We start from the raw sequence: 15,350 nt of genomic DNA, 5'->3' as shown, positions 1-15,350 counted from the left end.
AGGGCAGGAGCGGGTGCGGGGCGCGGCTACAATGGCCGCATGACCGACCCGACTTCCTCGCCATTGGCCGCACTGAAGCCGCTGGCCGGGCGCGCCCTCGAAACCGCCCTCAACCGCGCCCTCGCGCTCGATCCCGAAACCCGCGACCAGTTGCGCGCCCTCGACGGGCGCCGCGTCGTGCTGCGCGTGTCCGCGCCCGCGCTGGCGCTGCAGGTGCGCGTGGTGGGCGAGCGGCTCGAGGTCGGCCCGGTCGCCGACGAGGAGCCCGACCTGTCCGTTCGCGCCACGCTGGGCGGGCTGCTGTCGCAGCTGCCGTTCCTTCGCAACGACGATGCACCGCCGGTCGGCAAGCTGCGCATCGAGGGCGACGCCGATCTCGCGCGACGCCTGCAACGTCTCGCCGAACGCTTCGATCCGGACTGGCAGCAGCCGTTCGTGCGCGTGTTCGGCGAGATCGCCGGCGTGCAGATCGCCAACGCGGTCCGCGCCGGCCTGCGTCACGCGCGCGGCGCCGCCGGTGCATTCGCGACGAACGCGGCCGAGTTCGTCACCGAGGAATCGCGCGACGTCGTGCCGCGCGAGGAGCTCAACGCCTTCCACGACGACGTCGACACCCTGCGCGACGACGTCGAACGCCTGGCCGCACGCGTGTCGCGACTGCGCGTCCGTGCCGGAGGCGTGGCATGAAGCCGGTGTTCCGCGCCTGGCGCATCGGCCGGGTGCTCATTCGTTACCGCCTCGACGACCTGCTCGACGACACGCCCGTCGAAGGCTGGCTGAAACTCGCGCGCCCGTTCGTGCCGCGCGCGTCCGCCGAAGTCGCCAGCCTTTCGCGCGGCGCGCGGCTGCGCATGGCCCTGCAGGAGCTGGGGCCGATCTTCGTCAAGTTCGGGCAGATCCTCTCCACGCGCCGCGACCTGGTGCCGCCGGACATCGCCGAGGAGCTCGCGTTGCTGCAGGATCGCGTGCAGCCGTTCGACGGCGAGACGGCGCGCCTGATCGTCGAGAACGCATTGCAGCGGCCGGTGAGCGAGGCCTTCGCGCATTTCGACACCACGCCGCTGGCGTCGGCGTCGATCGCACAGGTGCACGCCGCGACGCTTCCGCCCGACGCGAACGGCGTCTCGCGCGAGATCGTGGTGAAGGTACTGCGGCCGGACATCGAGAAGCAGATCGCCGGCGACATCGCGCTGCTGAAGGCCGTGGCCGGCGTCGTCAACCGCACGCATCCGGCCGCCGACAAGATCCGTCCGCACCTGATCGTCGAGGAGGTCGAGAACACCCTTGCCGCCGAACTCGACCTGCAACGCGAAGGCGCCAACGCCAGCGTGCTGCGCCGTTTCTGGCAGGACAGCGACGACCTGTACGTGCCGGAGGTGATCTGGTCGCACACCGCCGAGCGCGTGCTGACGCTGGAACGCGTGTACGGCATTCCGTCGGACGACATCGCCGCGCTGGACGACGCCGGCATCGATCGCCACGCGCTCGCCGCCAAGGGTGTGCGCGTGTTCTACACGGAAGTGTTCCGCGACAACTTCTTCCACGCCGACGCGCACGCCGGCAACATCTGGGTCGACAGCGATCCGGCGCGCCGTACGAACCCGCGCTTCATCGCGCTGGATTTCGGCATCGTCGGCCAGCTCTCGGACGAGGATCAGTACTACCTCGCCGAGAACTTCATGGCGATCTTCAACCGCGATTACCGCCGCATCGCCGAACTGCACGTGCGCGCGGGCTGGATGCCGTCGCACATCCGCATCGACGAACTCGAAGCCGCCGCGCGCGCGGTGTGCGAGCCGTATTTCACGCGGCCGCTGAGCGAGATCTCGCTGGCCGAGGTGCTGCTCAAGCTGTTCCGCACGGCGCAGCGCTACGAACTCACGCTGCAGCCGCAGCTGATCCTGTTGCAGAAGACGCTGCTGAACATCGAGGGCGTGGGTCGCCTGCTCGATCCGAAGCTCGACATCTGGGCGGTGGCACGTCCGGTGCTGCAGCGCATCCTCATCGAGCGTTACAGCCCGCAGCGCCTGGCGAGCGAGTTCCGCAAACGCCTGCCGGAACTGGTCACGCACGCGCCGGAAATGCCGCGCCTGCTGCACGCGTGGCTGACGCAGCAGGTCGAGGGAAAGCACGAGTTGAACCTGCGTTCGCGCGACCTGGTCGAGCTCAACCGCACGATCCGCACCGCGCAGCGCAAGGCGGTGGCGGCGGTGCTCGGCGTCGGCCTGCTGATCTGCGCGGCGGTGCTGTACGGCCTGGAAGCGGGCGGGCCGCGTTTCTGGTCGGTGCCGGCGTCGGCGTGGATCGCGGGGCTGGGTGGACTGTGGGCGCTGCTGGCGGCGTGGCCGCGTGGGCGATAGGAAAAAACCCCACTGTTCTTCGCTCCCTCCCCTGCAAGCAGGGGAGGGAGCAGAAGCTGACGCCTCCCCCTGCTTGCAGGGGGAGGTTGGGAGGGGGTGCGAGGCGCGTAGCGCCGAGGCTCCTGCGCTGGAGGTCATCCATGCCGACGACACGCTCGCCATCGTCAACAAGCCCGCGGGCCTGATGGTGCATGACAGCGCCCTGGCGCGCGGCGAGACGGACTTCGCGGCCGACCGTCTGCGCGAGCAGTTCGGCCGGCCGATTTTCCTGGTGCATCGGCTCGATCGCGCGACCAGCGGCTGCCTGTTGTTGGCGTTCGATCGCGAGACGGCTTCCGCACTCGGCAAGGTGCTCATGTCGCGCGAGGTGGAGAAGGACTACTGGGCCGTGTGTCGCGGTTGGCCGGAGGAGGCGTTCGCCGTCGACCACCCGCTCGATGGCGGCCCCGGCAAGCCGCTGAAGAAGCCGGCGGTGACGCGCTTCACGCGGCTGGCGACGACCGAGTTGGCGATGCCGTCGGCGGGATTCGAAACCTCGCGTTATGCGCTGCTGTGCGCGCAGCCGGAGACGGGGCGCTTCCGGCAGATCCGGCGCCATCTCAAGCATCTGTCGCACCACCTGATCGGCGACACCAGCCACGGCGACGGACGCCACAACCGCAATTTCCGCATGCTCGGCATCCACCGCATGCTGCTGCATGCGCGGCGGTTGGCGTTCGTGCATCCGGCCACGGGCGAGCGGATCGAGGTGCGGGCGCCGGTCGATGCGGAATTCGGCAAGGCGTTGGCGTTGTTCGAGGGGTTCGTGGCGGAGTAGGGAGGGGCGAGAGGTGTCGCCTCTGTGGCCCGGGGTAAGGCGAAGCCGCACCGCACCGCGGTGCAACTCAGTTGCGGTAGTGATGAACGGGCCGCAGCGCGTTGCACCCTCGACGTGCACGCGTCCTTGTGGAACTCGCCGCGGCAACCCGGGTGCGGCTTCGCCTTACCCGGGCTACAGAAGCTCCGCGACTCCCAATCCCGAATCCCGCTAAAGTCCCGCCCCATGCTCCAGATCACGCCCCGCCTGGCGATTCCCGACGCCGAACTGGTCGAGCGCTTCGTGCGCTCGTCCGGGCCGGGTGGGCAGAACGTCAACAAGGTCGCCACCGCGGTCGAGTTGCGGTTCGACATCGCCACGTCGCCGTCACTGCCAGAAGCCCTGCGCGAGCGGCTGCTGGCGAAGCGCGACCGGCGCATCACCGACGATGGCGTGCTGGTGATCAGCGCGCAGCGCTTCCGCACCCAGGAGCGCAACCGCGAGGATGCGCGCGAGCGGCTGGCGGCGTTCATCGCGGGCGGGCTGCAGGTCGCCGCGCCGCGCATCGCGACCCGTCCGTCGCGCGCGTCGAAGGAGCGACGGCTCAGCGGAAAGCGCGAACGCGGTACGATCAAGCGCGAGCGGTCCCGGCGCGACTGGGACTGATCGAAGCAAGAGCCTGCGAAGGGCCGACCGCCGCACGAACACCGCACCACCACCGCACGACCCACGAGGGGACATGTCCGACGCCGCTTCTCCGGTGCTGCCGCTGCCGCCCAGCGCGCCGCGCATCCATCGCAACGCATTCGTCCGCTGGATCGGCAGGACCGTGCTCCGACTGGGAGGCTGGCGCATGGAAGGCGCGTTCCCCGACCTGCCGAAAGTGGTGCTGATCGGCGCGCCGCATTCCTCCAACTGGGACGGCGTGTGGGGCTTCGCGGTGTTGATGGCCTTGGGGCTGGACCTGAAGGTGCTCGGCAAGGACACGCTGCTGAAGGTCCCGGTGATGGGCCCCGTGCTCAAGCGCCTGGGCGTGATCCCGGTGGACCGCAAGGCCGCGCAGGGCGTGGTCGAACAGGCGGCGCAGATGATCCGCAGCGCCGACCGCTTCTGGTACGGGCTGGCGCCGGAAGGCACGCGCAAGGTCGTGGAGAAGTGGAAGCCTGGCTTCTGGCGCATCGCCAAGGCCGCCGGCGTGCCGGTGGTGCCGGCGTATTTCCATTACGGGCGCCGGATCATCGGCATCGGCGCGCCGTTCGAGCTCACCGACCACTACGAATCCGACGTCGCGCGCATCCGCGAGTGGTATCGCAGCGTGTCCAACGGCAAGAACCACGACGCCTGACGATCACGCCTCGCTGAGGTCGCTGATCCCGGCTTGAACGTCAGCGCTCGGACTGGCCGGTCGAGTAATAATCCCCGCGTTCGAACAGCGCGGGTTTTATAAGCTCCACAAATGCCCGCGCTTGCGGCGACAAATACTTGCCCTTCCGGACCACCACGCCATAGGTGCGGGAGGGGAAATACTCGGCCAGCGAGCGCGCGGAAAGCCGTTCGCGATCGGCTTCGGTCAGGCAGATCGCCGTGACGATGCTGATCCCCAGACCCATGGCCACATACTGCTTGATCACCTCCCAGCCGCCCACTTCCAGCGCGACCGTGTAGGGCACGCGGTTCTGCTGGAACACCAGGTCGATCAGGCGATACGTGGTCAGGCGCTGCGGCGGCAGGATCAGGCCGTAGGGCGACAGGTCGTCCAGCGCGATCTTCTCCTTCTGCGCCAGCGGGTGGTCGCGCGGGGTGATCAGCATCGGCTCGAAGCGGTAGACCGGCTCGTAGCTCAGGTCCGCCGGCACGTCGAGCATCGAGCCGACCGCCAGGTCCACGGCGTCCGAGCGCAGCAGGTCCAGGCCGCTGGCGCCGGTGACGTTGTGCAGGCTCAGGCGCACTTCGGGATGCGCGGCGCGGAAGGCCTCCACGATCGGCGGCAGCAGGTAGAGGATGGTCGAGCTGCCGGCGGCGACGTTCAGTTCGCCCGCATCCAGACCGCGGATGCGCTCGTGGAAGGCGGCATCCAGGCCGTCGAGCCCTTCGACCAGCGGCCGGGCGAGGTCGTACAGCTCCTGCCCCTCCCGGGTCAGCGCGATGCGGCGGCCACTGCGCTCGAGCAGGCGCACGCCCATCTCTCGTTCCAGCGCCTGCAACTGCAGGGTCACCGCCGGTTGGCTGAGGTACAGCGCCTCGGCGGCCCGTGAGACCGACCCCAGCCGCGCCGTCTGACAGAAGGCGCGAAGCGGCTTCAGGCGGTCGCCCTTGTACGCGAAACGGGGCGTGCTGGACGGGTTGGAGGCCATCTTTGGCGATCCGTATTAGCAGAACTAATGATATGCATTGACAAAGCTTCATTGTCAAATAACAAACGCCGGCGCATGGTGGCCCTCCACGGTTACCACGGAGTTACAGCATGTCGGCAGTCATGGCGCAGCCACAGCAGGCGGCACCCGAACAGCCCGGGATCGAGGTCATCGCCCAGGTCGCCGGCCAGGCGGACGTACTGAGCCCGGCCGCGCTGGCCTTCCTCGCCGATCTCCATGCGCGTTTCGAATCCGCCCGCCAGGCGCGTCTCAAGGCGCGTCGCGAACGCCAGGCCTTCTTCGACGCAGGTGGGCTGCCGGATTTCCGCGACGACACGAAGGCCATCCGCGACGGCGCCTGGAAGGTCGCCCCGTTGCCGCAGGCGCTGCTCGACCGTCGCGTCGAGATCACCGGCCCGGTCGATCCGAAGATGGTGATCAACGCGCTGAACTCCGGCGCGAAGGTCTACATGGCCGACTTCGAGGACAGCACCGCGCCGACCTGGCCGAACCTCATCGCCGGCCAGCGCGCACTGATCGACGCCGTGCGCGGCACGCTCGAATTCACCAGCGACGCCGGCAAGCACTACGCGCTGCGTCCGTTCGGGGAGCAGGCCGTGCTGATGGTCCGTCCGCGCGGCTGGCACCTGGACGAGAAGCACGTGCGCATCGATGGCATCGCGATGTCGGCGAGCCTGTTCGACCTGGGCCTGTTCGCCTTCCACAACGCGCGCGAACTCGCGGCGATCGATCGCGGCCCGTACTTCTACCTGCCCAAGCTGCAGTCGATGGAAGAGGCGCAGCTGTGGAACGACGTGCTCGACCACATCGAACGCGCGCTGCGCCTGCCGCCCGGGCAGATGAAAGTCACGGTCCTGATCGAGACGCTGCCAGCGGTGTTCGAGATGGACGAGATCCTGCACGCGCTGCGCACGCGCATCGCCGGCCTCAACTGCGGCCGGTGGGATTACGTGTTCTCGTACATCAAGACCTTCCGCGCGCACCGCGACAAGGTGCTGCCCGAGCGCGCCCAGGTGACGATGGCGCAGCCGTTCCTCAAGGCGTATTCGGAACTGCTGATCCAGGCCTGCCACAAGCGCGGCGCACACGCGATGGGCGGGATGGCGGCGCAGATTCCGATCAGCGGCGACGAAGAGGCCAACGAGGCCGCGCTCGCGAAGGTGCGCGCGGACAAGCTGCGCGAAGTCACCGCCGGGCACGACGGCACGTGGGTCGCGCATCCGGCGCTGATTCCGCTCGCGCAAGCCATCTTCGACGAACGCATGCCCACGCCGAACCAGCGCCACGTGCTGCGCGAGGACGTGTGGGTCACGCGCGACGACCTCGTCAAGCCGTCGCTCGGAACGATCACGCGCACCGGCTTCGAGAACAACGTCGAGGTGTGCGTGCGTTATCTCGCCGCATGGCTCGACGGCAACGGCTGCGTGCCGATCCACTGGCTGATGGAGGACGCGGCGACCGCGGAAATCGCGCGTACGCAGCTGTGGCAATGGCTGCACAGCGAAGGACTGCACCTCGACGACGGAACGCCGGTCGACTTCGCGCTGCTCGAACGCGCCTTCCTCAATCTGCCGGCACGCCTGGGCGATCGCTCGCGCATCGCGGGCGGCAGCCGCATCAACGAGGCGATCGGCGTGCTCGATCGACTGACGCACTCCGACACGCTGGAGGACTTCCTCACGCTGCCCGCGTACGCGCGGCTGGATTGAAGCGCCGCGAAACACCATTCCCACCCGACCTTCCCCTGAAGGGGAGGGCTTCAAAATCGAAAGCAGAGGGCACCGCCATGAACACCTCGCTGCAAACCGCAGAACAACTCCGCCACGACTGGGCGACGAATCCGCGCTGGGCCGGCATCACGCGCCCGTACTGTCCGCAGGACGTCGTGCGCCTGCGCGGCACGGTGCAGGTGGAACATTCGCTCGCGAAGCTCGGCGCGCAGAAGCTGTGGAATTCGCTGCACAGCGAGCCGTTCGTCAACGCGCTCGGCGCGCTCACCGGCAACCAGGCGATGCAGCAGGTGAAGGCCGGATTGAAGGCGATCTACCTCTCCGGCTGGCAGGTCGCGGCGGATGCGAACATCGCCGGCGAGATGTATCCCGACCAGTCGCTGTATCCGGCGAACTCCGTGCCGCAGGTCGTGCGACGCATCAACAACACGCTGCTGCGCGCGGACCAGATCCAGTGCGCGGAAGGCACCGGTGATGTCGACTTCCTGCAGCCGATCGTCGCCGACGCCGAAGCCGGTTTTGGCGGCGTGCTCAACGCGTTCGAACTGATGAAGGGCATGATCGAGGCCGGTGCTGCGGGCGTGCATTTCGAAGACCAGCTCGCCAGCGTGAAGAAGTGCGGCCACATGGGCGGCAAGGTGCTGGTGCCGACGCGCGAGGCCATCGAAAAGCTCGTCGCCGCGCGCTTGGCGGCGGACGTCATGGGCGTGCCGACGCTGATCGTCGCGCGCACCGATGCCGAAGCCGCCGACCTCATCACCTCCGACATCGACGACAACGACAAGCCGTTCTGCACCGGCGAACGCACCGTCGAAGGTTTCTACAAGACCAGCAAGGGCCTGGACCAGGCGATCAGTCGTGGCCTCGCCTACGCGCCGTATGCGGACCTGGTGTGGTGCGAGACCGGCAAGCCGGATCTGGAGTTCGCGCGCAGGTTCGCCGAGGCGATCCACGCGAAGTTCCCCGGCAAGCTGCTCGCGTACAACTGCTCGCCGAGCTTCAACTGGAAGAAGAACCTCGACGACGCGACGATCGCGAAGTTCCAATCGGCCCTCGCGTCGTACGGGTACAAGTTCCAGTTCATCACGCTGGCCGGCTTCCACAGCCTGAACTACGGCATGTTCAACCTGGCGCACGGTTACGCGCGCCGGCAGATGAGCGCGTTCGTCGAACTGCAGGAAGCCGAGTTCGCTGCGGCCGAAAAGGGTTTCACTGCGGTGAAGCACCAGCGCGAGGTCGGCACCGGGTACTTCGACGCGGTGACGCAGACGATCCAGGGCGGGCAGTCCTCGACCGTCGCGCTGAAGGGGTCCACGGAGGAAGAGCAGTTCCACGAGAAGCGGGCTGCGGCGGCGTAAGCCTTCCCGAGACCTGCGCCGCTACTCCCTCCCCTGCAAATGCAGGGGGGGTGAAGTAGGCACCGCAGCGCGACAGAACCGCACGTTTGAACCGCGACGTGCGGGCCGCTCACCACATCGCACGCGCCGACCCTTCCCCCTCGCCGAGGCAAGAGGGCTCAGAAGCCCCCGAACCCGCAGCGGAAACCGCCACGCGCGCCCATTCAGCACCGCTTGTCCGCCCTCGCCCGTGTCCTCCGTTAGACATCCAATTCAGGTGCTATTCTCCAGCCTCCCCAGGGTCTGGGCCCTCGTTGGATGACTCGTGACAGCGTGGCGTCCCTCCGGACGCGCGATTCCATCAACTCCGGTAGCTCCAGCACGGCGCCTGCGGATGTGGCGACGGCGGTGCTCACCGAAGCGGAATACGAGCTGTTCGCCGAACTGGGCCGTCCGCGTCGCGTCGAAGCAGGCCAGCTGCTGTTCCGTCGCGGCGAGCTGGGCACGACGATGTTCGTCATCGCACGCGGTGTCGTCGACCTGGATTTCGGCGACGACCTCGTCGGCAAGCGCCTGGGCCCCAGCGAATTCTTCGGCGAACTCGGCCTGCTCATCGGCGACCACGTCCGCAGCGCGGATGCGGTGGCCGCCAGCGACGGCCTGCTGATCGAACTGCGCCACGAGGAATTCCAGCGCCTGGTCGATCGCGATCCGGGCCTGGTGTCGTATTTCCTGCGCCGCGCCATCCTGCGCGTGGTGCTGAACGAGCAGAGCCTGATTCGCCGCCTGCGTCGTCGCAACGAAGAACTGCAGTCGGCGCTCGACAGCCTGTACGCCGCGACGCACCAGCTCAACCAGACTGAAGAGCTCGTCCGCACGGACGAACTCACCCGCCTGTACAACCGCCGCGGACTCACCCTGCACCTGCAGGAATGCCGCGACCTGGGCACGCCGCGCAGCATGGGGCTGCTGCTGGTCGACTGCGACCGCTTCAAGCAGGTCAACGACGACCACGGCCACCTCATCGGCGACCGCGTGTTGCAGGGCGTGGCGAACATCCTGCGTTCGGTCGCGGGGCCGGACGATTTCGCCTGCCGCCTAGGCGGCGACGAATTCTGCCTGCTGGTGCAGACCGACCAGCGCGGCGAAGTGATGCGCTTCGCCGACTTCATCGTGACCACCGCGCAGGGCCTGATGCAGATGTCGCACGGCACGCCGCTGATGTGTCCTTTGAGCGTCGGCGCCTGCCTGATCGACCCCGCGCGCGACTGGAACGACGCATACGCACACGCCGACGCGGCGCTGTACCAGGCCAAGCGCCTGGGCGGCAACCGCGTGCATTGGCACGACATGGAACTGACTTCGGCCTGAGCCGACGGAGCGGAAGGACGCGATGAACGAGATGACCCATCGCCCCTCGATCGAAGCGCCACAGCTGCGCACGCTGCTGCTCACCGATCTTTGCGATTCGACCACGCTGGTCGAGCGCATCGGCGACGTGCAGGCGGCCACGCTGTTCCGCGACCACGATCGACTGGTGCTGGATCTGCAACAGCGCTGGCGCGGCCGGTTGATCGACCGTTCCGACGGTCTGCTGCTGCTGTTCGAACGCCCCATCGATGGCCTGGGCTTCGCGCTCGACTACGTGCGCGAACTGCGCGAGATGGGCGACGCGCGCCGGCTCGAGCTGCGCGCGCGCGCTGGCCTGCACGTCGGCGAAGTGCTCACCTGGCGCAACAGCGACGAAGCGGTGCAGGTCGGCGCCAAGCCGCTCGAAGTCGAAGGCCTCGCCAAGCCCATGGCCGCGCGCCTGATGGCCATGGCGCGCCCCGGGCAGATCCTGCTGTCGGCCGTCGCCGAGCCGCTGGCGCATCGCGCCGCGCGCGAACTGGGCGAACGCGGCCAGCACCTGCTGTGGAAATCGCACGGTCGCTGGCGCTTCAAGGGCGTGCCCGACGGCCAGCAGATCTACGAGGTCGGCGAACCCGGCATTGCGCCGCTGCGCATGCCGCCGAACACGCCCAAGGCCTGGCGCGATCTTCCGTTGTGGCGTCGCCCCGCCGCGCTCGCCGCCGAGGCCGCGATCATCGCCGGCATCGGCGTGGGCGTCTGGTTCGCCACGCGCCCCGCGCCGGCGATCGCCTTCAACCAGCGTGATTGGGTTGTGGTTGCGGACCTTCGCAACCTCACCGGCCAGAGCGTGCTCGACGACTCGCTCGAACAGGCATTCCGCATCAGCCTGGAGCAGTCGCGCTACGTCAACGTGCTGAGCGACTTGAAGGCGCGCGACACGCTCACGCGCATGCAGCTAAAGCCCGACACCATCCTCGACCGCGCCATCGCGTCAGAAATTGCCCTGCGTGATGGAGCGCGTGCGGTGATCCTACCGACGGTCGCCGAAGTCGGTGGCAAGGTGCGAGTCAGCGCCGAGATTATCGACCCGCATACGCAGACGACGATTTATGCCAAGTCGGCGGATGGCATCGGTGCCGACTCGACCCTCACCTCGATAGATGCGGTGACGGCAACGCTTCGGGAAACTCTGGGTGAAGAGCTGCCGTCAATTCAAAACGACTCGATACCACTTCCGAAGGTGACCACTAGCAGCCTGGATGCCCTCAGGGCCTATGCCCTAGGTCAACAGGCCATGGCGCGTGCCAACTATGCCGAAGCGCAGCAGTTCTATTCGCGGGCTACGTCATTGGATCCGAAGTTCGCCTTGGCTTGGCTGGGGCAGGTTCGTGTCACGTTCGGAACCGAGAATCTGCAGACGGCGCTTGAACCGCTGACGAAGGCGGAGCAGCTGAAGGATCACCTCTCCCCTAGGGAGCGCATGTACTTGGACGCCTGGACCGCGAGGATCAAGGATCCGGCGCAGGCAGTGAAGAAGTGGGAGGAGCTGGCGAAGTTCTATCCAGACTACTTCCCGGCACAGGGCAACCTTGCGATCGCGCATTATCGGGACGCCCGTTACGCACAGGCGATACGATTCGCCAAGGCGGCCACGTCCGACCAGTACGAATATGCGCCGATGAACCTGGACATCCTCGGCAGGCTGCAACTTGCGACCGCTGACTACGAGAATGCGCGCGCATCGTTCCAGCGTGCCGTGGCTCGGGGGCGTAACGGCAGTTTCCGTCGCCTCGCGGCGCTGGAAGCCACCCAGCGAAAGTATCCGAGCGCCGAGCAGATGCTCGCGAAAGTGCCCGGCGACGACCTCCACGGCTGGATCGAGAAGACCACGATCGCGCTTGACCAGGCACGCTGGAAGCAGGCCCAGGAGGCCTCCAGGACCGCGCTGGCGATGATCGATGATCCGGATAGCTTCGATGCGCGCGCGTTCCTGCTCCCCGCCGCGACTTCGAGTTGGCTGGCGGGCGACAAGCCCGCAGCGATGCGCTCTGCGCGCGAGGCGTCCCGGCGCGCGGTCGCGGCGCTTGAATCGACGACGAATGTTTATGCAGACGAGGACGTCGCCGTAGCAGTGGGAGGTGCTCTGCTCGCGCTTCGCATGGGTGAACCATCAGTCGCCGGAGACGTGGACCGCGCCCTGGCGACGCGGCCCGATCTGATGAAGGTGAGGAGCCTGGCGGAACTCCGCGATGTAATGCGCGCGGAGGTGCTGCGACTCCAGAAACGTCCAGGCGAGGCCGTGGCGCTCCTGACGCCATATCTGGACGATGGTGAGCGCTACCAGACGCGCGTCGTGCTTATGCGCGCCCAATTCGATGCGGGGAACCTGCCTCAGGCGCTCGACCACGCCCGATGGCTGCAGCGCAAGCGGGGTGTGGCATTCATGGAGCTTCGTTGTGGTCAGTGCCTGCAGAGTCTGAACATTGCAGACAGCAACATCGCAGCCTTGGTCGAAGCCCAGATCCTAAAGAAGCAGGGGAACACCAAGGAGTTCGAACAGAAAATGCAGAGCTTCGATCAGTTCTGGCCAACCGAAGCTCTACCGGATTACTTGCGAACCCAGCGCACGTCCGCAGTTGCGACGTCCAGGTTGGGGACTGTTTGATCGAGGCCACGCATCAGCATGGCGCGAATCTCGTCCCGCGCCGCCTTGATGACGTCCTTTGACACCAGATTCTTGACCTTGCACTCGCGGAACGGCTCCAGTTCAGTGGCCGGAGCCACTTCACCACAAGCCGTCATTTGTCCCGGCGACGGCGATTCATAGCCGAGGGTGCGCAGCGCGGCGAGATGATCGCGCTGGAAGCGCTCGCGAAACAGGTCGTCGGTGCTCAAAAGGTCCAGGAGCCGGTCGGCCAAAGCCGGGTCCAGCGGTGCGGTCAGCGGCTTGTTCATCCCCAATCTTCCCCGTCAAAGAGCCCGTTGCGGGCCAATCCGGCAAAATCTAACCGGTTTGTGCTTGCTGTCACAACCGCGTGTCGGATGCTTGGTTGGCCCCCGCCGCTTTCGCGGCGGGGGCGAGAGCAGAGAGACCGACTACTGCTTCAGGCGGCGGCTGCTTTCGAGACCGCTGTCCAGCTGCGGCACAGTCTGGCCGAGGCCCGCCAGCAACATGGAGAGGATTTCCTCTTGAGCAGCGCGGATGACCTCCTTGGGCGCCAGTTGCGTGATGCCCATCTTGCAATCCCACCAGAACCAATCGATCGTGTCCTGATCAAACTGCCAGGTCTCCAGCGCCATGCGCGCATCGCGCATGAAGACGTCGCGGAACTCGTCGTTGGTCGCGAGCAGATCCACCAGCTTGATCGCCGCCGGCCGGTTCATCGGCACGGTGCGGGTCTTGCCGGACGTTTCCGTCCGCACTTCCTGTTCGGTCGATATCGCTTGCATGTCCTTTCTTCCGTTGAGTGACTTGCGTTGATGGGCAGCATTTCCCGGCGCGCGGTGGCGCTGGAGCGGCACCGCGCTCACAGCGATCTCCGGCGCGCCATGACGTTACTGATGCAGGCGGTGTTGACTTGAGTAGTCCGCATCAAGCTTCGGGGCAACCTGCGACAGGCCTGCCGTCAGCATCGAAAGGATTTCATTCCGCGCAGCGCCGATCACTTCTTTCGACGCCAGTTGCCGGATGCCCATCCTGCAATCCCACCAGAAGAAGTCCTGGGTCTGCTGGTCGAACTGCCAGGTTTCCAGCGCCGTGCGCGTATCGCGCATGAAGATTTCGCGGAACTCATCGCTGGTCGCGAGCAGGTCCACCAGCTTGATGGCAGCCGCGTGGGTCATCGGCACAGCGCGGGGCTTGCCGGACGTCTCCGTCCGTACTTCCTGTTCGGTCGATATCGCTTGCATGTCCTTTCCTTCCGTTGAGTGACTGCTTGGCATTGGCCGGCGACCCGGGCGATCCCGCGCCGGCACGCCAACCTACTTCCCAACTGGCCCGGCCGCAAGCAAAGTAGCCGCTTCGCCAACAGGGACCCGGGCATGCGTATCCGTCGTTGTGGAGTGGTGTATTTCGAGCCGCGCGAACAGGTGGAATTCGACCTTTCCCTCCTGTTGACCGGCGGCGACGGTCTCAATCGCGAGCGGCGCTGGCTCGCGCTCGCGCCGCATCTGGGCCAGGAAGTCGAGGTCGATGGCGACGAGCGCGAACTGCTCGGCGTGCTTAGCCCCGGTCAATGGATCGACGCGGATTCGATAGAGGCCGACGCGGGTACGCTCGCGCGCCTGCTGCGCGAAGGGCTGGTGGTCAGCGACGCGCCCGAACACGCCGACATGCGCGAACGCGACGAATCGCTGCGTCGCACGTACTGGCATCCGCTCGCCGCGACGCTGCACGCGTTCACGCGATGGAGCGGCGTGGACACGGTGCAGAACCAGAAGGACAGCGGCACCGAAACCGCGGTCGCGATGCGGCAGGTGCTCGGTGCGCCGCCCGTGGAAGCCGCGCGCCGCGTCGACGACGATGTGTGCGTGCGGCTTCCGCGCATCGCGCCGACGTCCTTCGACGACCTGCTCGCGCGCCGTGCGACCTGCCGCAATTTCGATGCGTCGCGCACGTTGCCGTTCGACACGTTCGCGCAGGTGCTGCAACGCGTGTTCGCCGCGCAGGCGGAAGTGCGCGTCACCGACGACACGGTGTTCCTGAAGAAGAACGTGCCCTCCGGCGGCGGCCTGCACCCGATGGAGTGCTACCTGATCGTGCAGCACGTCGACGGCGTCGCGCCCGGCCTGTATCACTACCAGTCGCAGGAGCACGCGCTCGGACCGTTGCCGGCGCCGGCCAAGCCGCTGCGCGAGTTCGTGATGGACATGGTCGCGCAGCAGCATTGGTTCGCCGACGCGCACGTCGTCGTCCTGCTGTCGCCGCGCTTCGATCGGACCTTCTGGAAATACCGGAACCACGCGAAGGGCTATCGCGTGATCGCGCTGGAAGGGGGCCATCTGTCGCAGACGCTCTACCTGGCCGCGACCGACGCCGGGCTGGGCGCGTTCATCACCGGCGCGATCAACGAGGTCGAGCTGGAGCAGGCCTTCGGTCTGGATCCGATCCACCAGGGCGCGCTGGCGATCTGCGGCTTTGGCTGGCGCGGGCCGGTGATGGAGACGGCGGAGCTCGATCCGGCCGAAAGGGTGTGGCAGCGGGCGGAGTGAGCAGGGCGGGCGGCGCCGGCGGGCCGCCGGTAATGCCAGGCGAAGCGGCCGACAGGGAGGGTTGGGGAAGGGGAAGTGGCGCACGACGGCGTGCGGGTGCGGCGTGACGGCTCCCCGGGTGCGCTGCGCTTACCCGGGCTACAAAACGGGGGTGGCTGAACGATGTTATTTGCCGCACAGGGCAGTCG

13 protein-coding genes and 1 pseudogene are annotated in these 15,350 nt (G+C 67.2%); 10 read left to right on the top strand and 4 right to left on the bottom strand.

The features are described from left to right. Positions 1–39 precede the first annotated feature (39 nt). The 5 genes and pseudogenes from AC3ANK_RS17950 (at position 40) to AC3ANK_RS17930 (ending at position 4,501) form a co-directional block, all read left to right on the top strand. Positions 40–687, top strand: a complete 648-nt coding sequence (locus AC3ANK_RS17950; protein WP_484171632.1) for a ubiquinone biosynthesis accessory factor UbiJ — start codon at positions 40–42, stop codon at positions 685–687. Beyond that, the gene (ubiB, locus tag AC3ANK_RS17945) at positions 684–2,360 is read left to right on the top strand and encodes a ubiquinone biosynthesis regulatory protein kinase UbiB (RefSeq protein WP_206862060.1); all 1,677 of its coding nucleotides are present in this window, start codon (positions 684–686) and stop codon (positions 2,358–2,360) included. The genes AC3ANK_RS17950 and ubiB overlap by 4 nt, the downstream gene beginning before the upstream one ends. Before the next feature lie 145 nt (positions 2,361–2,505). Then, positions 2,506–3,177, top strand: a pseudogene (locus AC3ANK_RS17940) (pseudouridine synthase); the annotation flags it as partial. Between the two features lie 225 nt (positions 3,178–3,402). Continuing rightward, entirely contained in the window at positions 3,403–3,822 is a 420-nt protein-coding gene (gene arfB, locus AC3ANK_RS17935; RefSeq protein WP_206862062.1) for an alternative ribosome rescue aminoacyl-tRNA hydrolase ArfB, read from the top strand. A 73-nt stretch (positions 3,823–3,895) separates the two neighbouring features. Beyond that, positions 3,896–4,501, top strand: a complete 606-nt coding sequence (locus tag AC3ANK_RS17930; RefSeq protein WP_206862063.1) for a lysophospholipid acyltransferase family protein — start codon at positions 3,896–3,898, stop codon at positions 4,499–4,501. 40 nt (positions 4,502–4,541) lie between these two features. Here AC3ANK_RS17930 and AC3ANK_RS17925 read toward each other — a convergent pair whose 3' ends face one another. Continuing rightward, a complete protein-coding gene (locus AC3ANK_RS17925) occupies positions 4,542–5,510 on the bottom strand; it encodes a LysR family transcriptional regulator (RefSeq protein WP_206862064.1) in 969 nt (322 codons plus the stop codon). A 110-nt stretch (positions 5,511–5,620) separates the two neighbouring features. Here AC3ANK_RS17925 and aceB point away from each other — a divergent pair, with 110 nt between their 5' ends. The 4 genes from aceB (at position 5,621) to AC3ANK_RS17905 (ending at position 12,616) form a co-directional block, all read left to right on the top strand. Next, positions 5,621–7,240, top strand: coding sequence for a malate synthase A (aceB, locus tag AC3ANK_RS17920; protein WP_484171631.1), 1,620 nt, complete (start codon positions 5,621–5,623; stop codon positions 7,238–7,240). 77 nt (positions 7,241–7,317) lie between these two features. Then, complete coding sequence (gene aceA, locus AC3ANK_RS17915) at positions 7,318–8,619, top strand: isocitrate lyase (RefSeq protein ID WP_484171630.1); 1,302 nt, start codon at positions 7,318–7,320, stop codon at positions 8,617–8,619. A gap of 297 nt (positions 8,620–8,916) precedes the next feature. Further along, positions 8,917–9,969 (top strand): GGDEF domain-containing protein, encoded by a 1,053-nt coding sequence (locus tag AC3ANK_RS17910; protein ID WP_206862067.1) that lies wholly within the window; start codon positions 8,917–8,919, stop codon positions 9,967–9,969. A gap of 22 nt (positions 9,970–9,991) precedes the next feature. Then, positions 9,992–12,616 (top strand): putative peptide modification system cyclase, encoded by a 2,625-nt coding sequence (locus tag AC3ANK_RS17905; protein WP_484171629.1) that lies wholly within the window; start codon positions 9,992–9,994, stop codon positions 12,614–12,616. Here the strand turns inward: AC3ANK_RS17905 and AC3ANK_RS17900 are convergent. The 3 genes from AC3ANK_RS17900 to AC3ANK_RS17890 all read right to left on the bottom strand — a co-directional run bounded on the left by AC3ANK_RS17900 (position 12,559) and on the right by AC3ANK_RS17890 (position 13,860). Beyond that, positions 12,559–12,906, bottom strand: a complete 348-nt coding sequence (locus tag AC3ANK_RS17900) for an NHLP-related RiPP peptide (protein WP_206862069.1) — start codon at positions 12,904–12,906, stop codon at positions 12,559–12,561. The genes AC3ANK_RS17905 and AC3ANK_RS17900 overlap by 58 nt on opposite strands. Before the next feature lie 141 nt (positions 12,907–13,047). Beyond that, a complete protein-coding gene (locus AC3ANK_RS17895) occupies positions 13,048–13,482 on the bottom strand; it encodes an NHLP-related RiPP peptide (RefSeq protein WP_206862070.1) in 435 nt (144 codons plus the stop codon). Positions 13,483–13,506: 24 nt separating this feature from the next. Further along, positions 13,507–13,860, bottom strand: a complete 354-nt coding sequence (locus tag AC3ANK_RS17890; protein WP_484171628.1) for an NHLP-related RiPP peptide — start codon at positions 13,858–13,860, stop codon at positions 13,507–13,509. 132 nt (positions 13,861–13,992) lie between these two features. Between AC3ANK_RS17890 and AC3ANK_RS17885 the strand changes: the two genes are divergently transcribed. Beyond that, on the top strand, positions 13,993–15,162 hold the full coding sequence (locus AC3ANK_RS17885) for a putative peptide maturation dehydrogenase (protein WP_484171627.1): 1,170 nt from the start codon (positions 13,993–13,995) through the stop codon (positions 15,160–15,162). Positions 15,163–15,350 lie beyond the last annotated feature (188 nt).

The sequence above is a fragment of the Lysobacter sp. SCRH-1R genome, assembly GCF_057747855.1.
This window is presented reverse-complemented; position numbering and strand designations above follow the sequence as displayed.

Coding starts and splice junctions, on each gene's coding strand:
- AC3ANK_RS17910 (WP_206862067.1), top strand. CDS start 8,917: ATGACTCGTGACAGCGTGGCGTCCCTCCGGACGCGCGATTCCATCAAC.
- arfB (WP_206862062.1), top strand. CDS start 3,403: ATGCTCCAGATCACGCCCCGCCTGGCGATTCCCGACGCCGAACTGGTC.
- AC3ANK_RS17885 (WP_484171627.1), top strand. CDS start 13,993: ATGCGTATCCGTCGTTGTGGAGTGGTGTATTTCGAGCCGCGCGAACAG.
- AC3ANK_RS17925 (WP_206862064.1), bottom strand. CDS start 5,510: ATGGCCTCCAACCCGTCCAGCACGCCCCGTTTCGCGTACAAGGGCGAC.
- aceB (WP_484171631.1), top strand. CDS start 5,621: ATGTCGGCAGTCATGGCGCAGCCACAGCAGGCGGCACCCGAACAGCCC.
- aceA (WP_484171630.1), top strand. CDS start 7,318: ATGAACACCTCGCTGCAAACCGCAGAACAACTCCGCCACGACTGGGCG.
- AC3ANK_RS17890 (WP_484171628.1), bottom strand. CDS start 13,860: ATGCAAGCGATATCGACCGAACAGGAAGTACGGACGGAGACGTCCGGC.
- ubiB (WP_206862060.1), top strand. CDS start 684: ATGAAGCCGGTGTTCCGCGCCTGGCGCATCGGCCGGGTGCTCATTCGT.
- AC3ANK_RS17950 (WP_484171632.1), top strand. CDS start 40: ATGACCGACCCGACTTCCTCGCCATTGGCCGCACTGAAGCCGCTGGCC.
- AC3ANK_RS17900 (WP_206862069.1), bottom strand. CDS start 12,906: ATGAACAAGCCGCTGACCGCACCGCTGGACCCGGCTTTGGCCGACCGG.
- AC3ANK_RS17930 (WP_206862063.1), top strand. CDS start 3,896: ATGTCCGACGCCGCTTCTCCGGTGCTGCCGCTGCCGCCCAGCGCGCCG.
- AC3ANK_RS17905 (WP_484171629.1), top strand. CDS start 9,992: ATGAACGAGATGACCCATCGCCCCTCGATCGAAGCGCCACAGCTGCGC.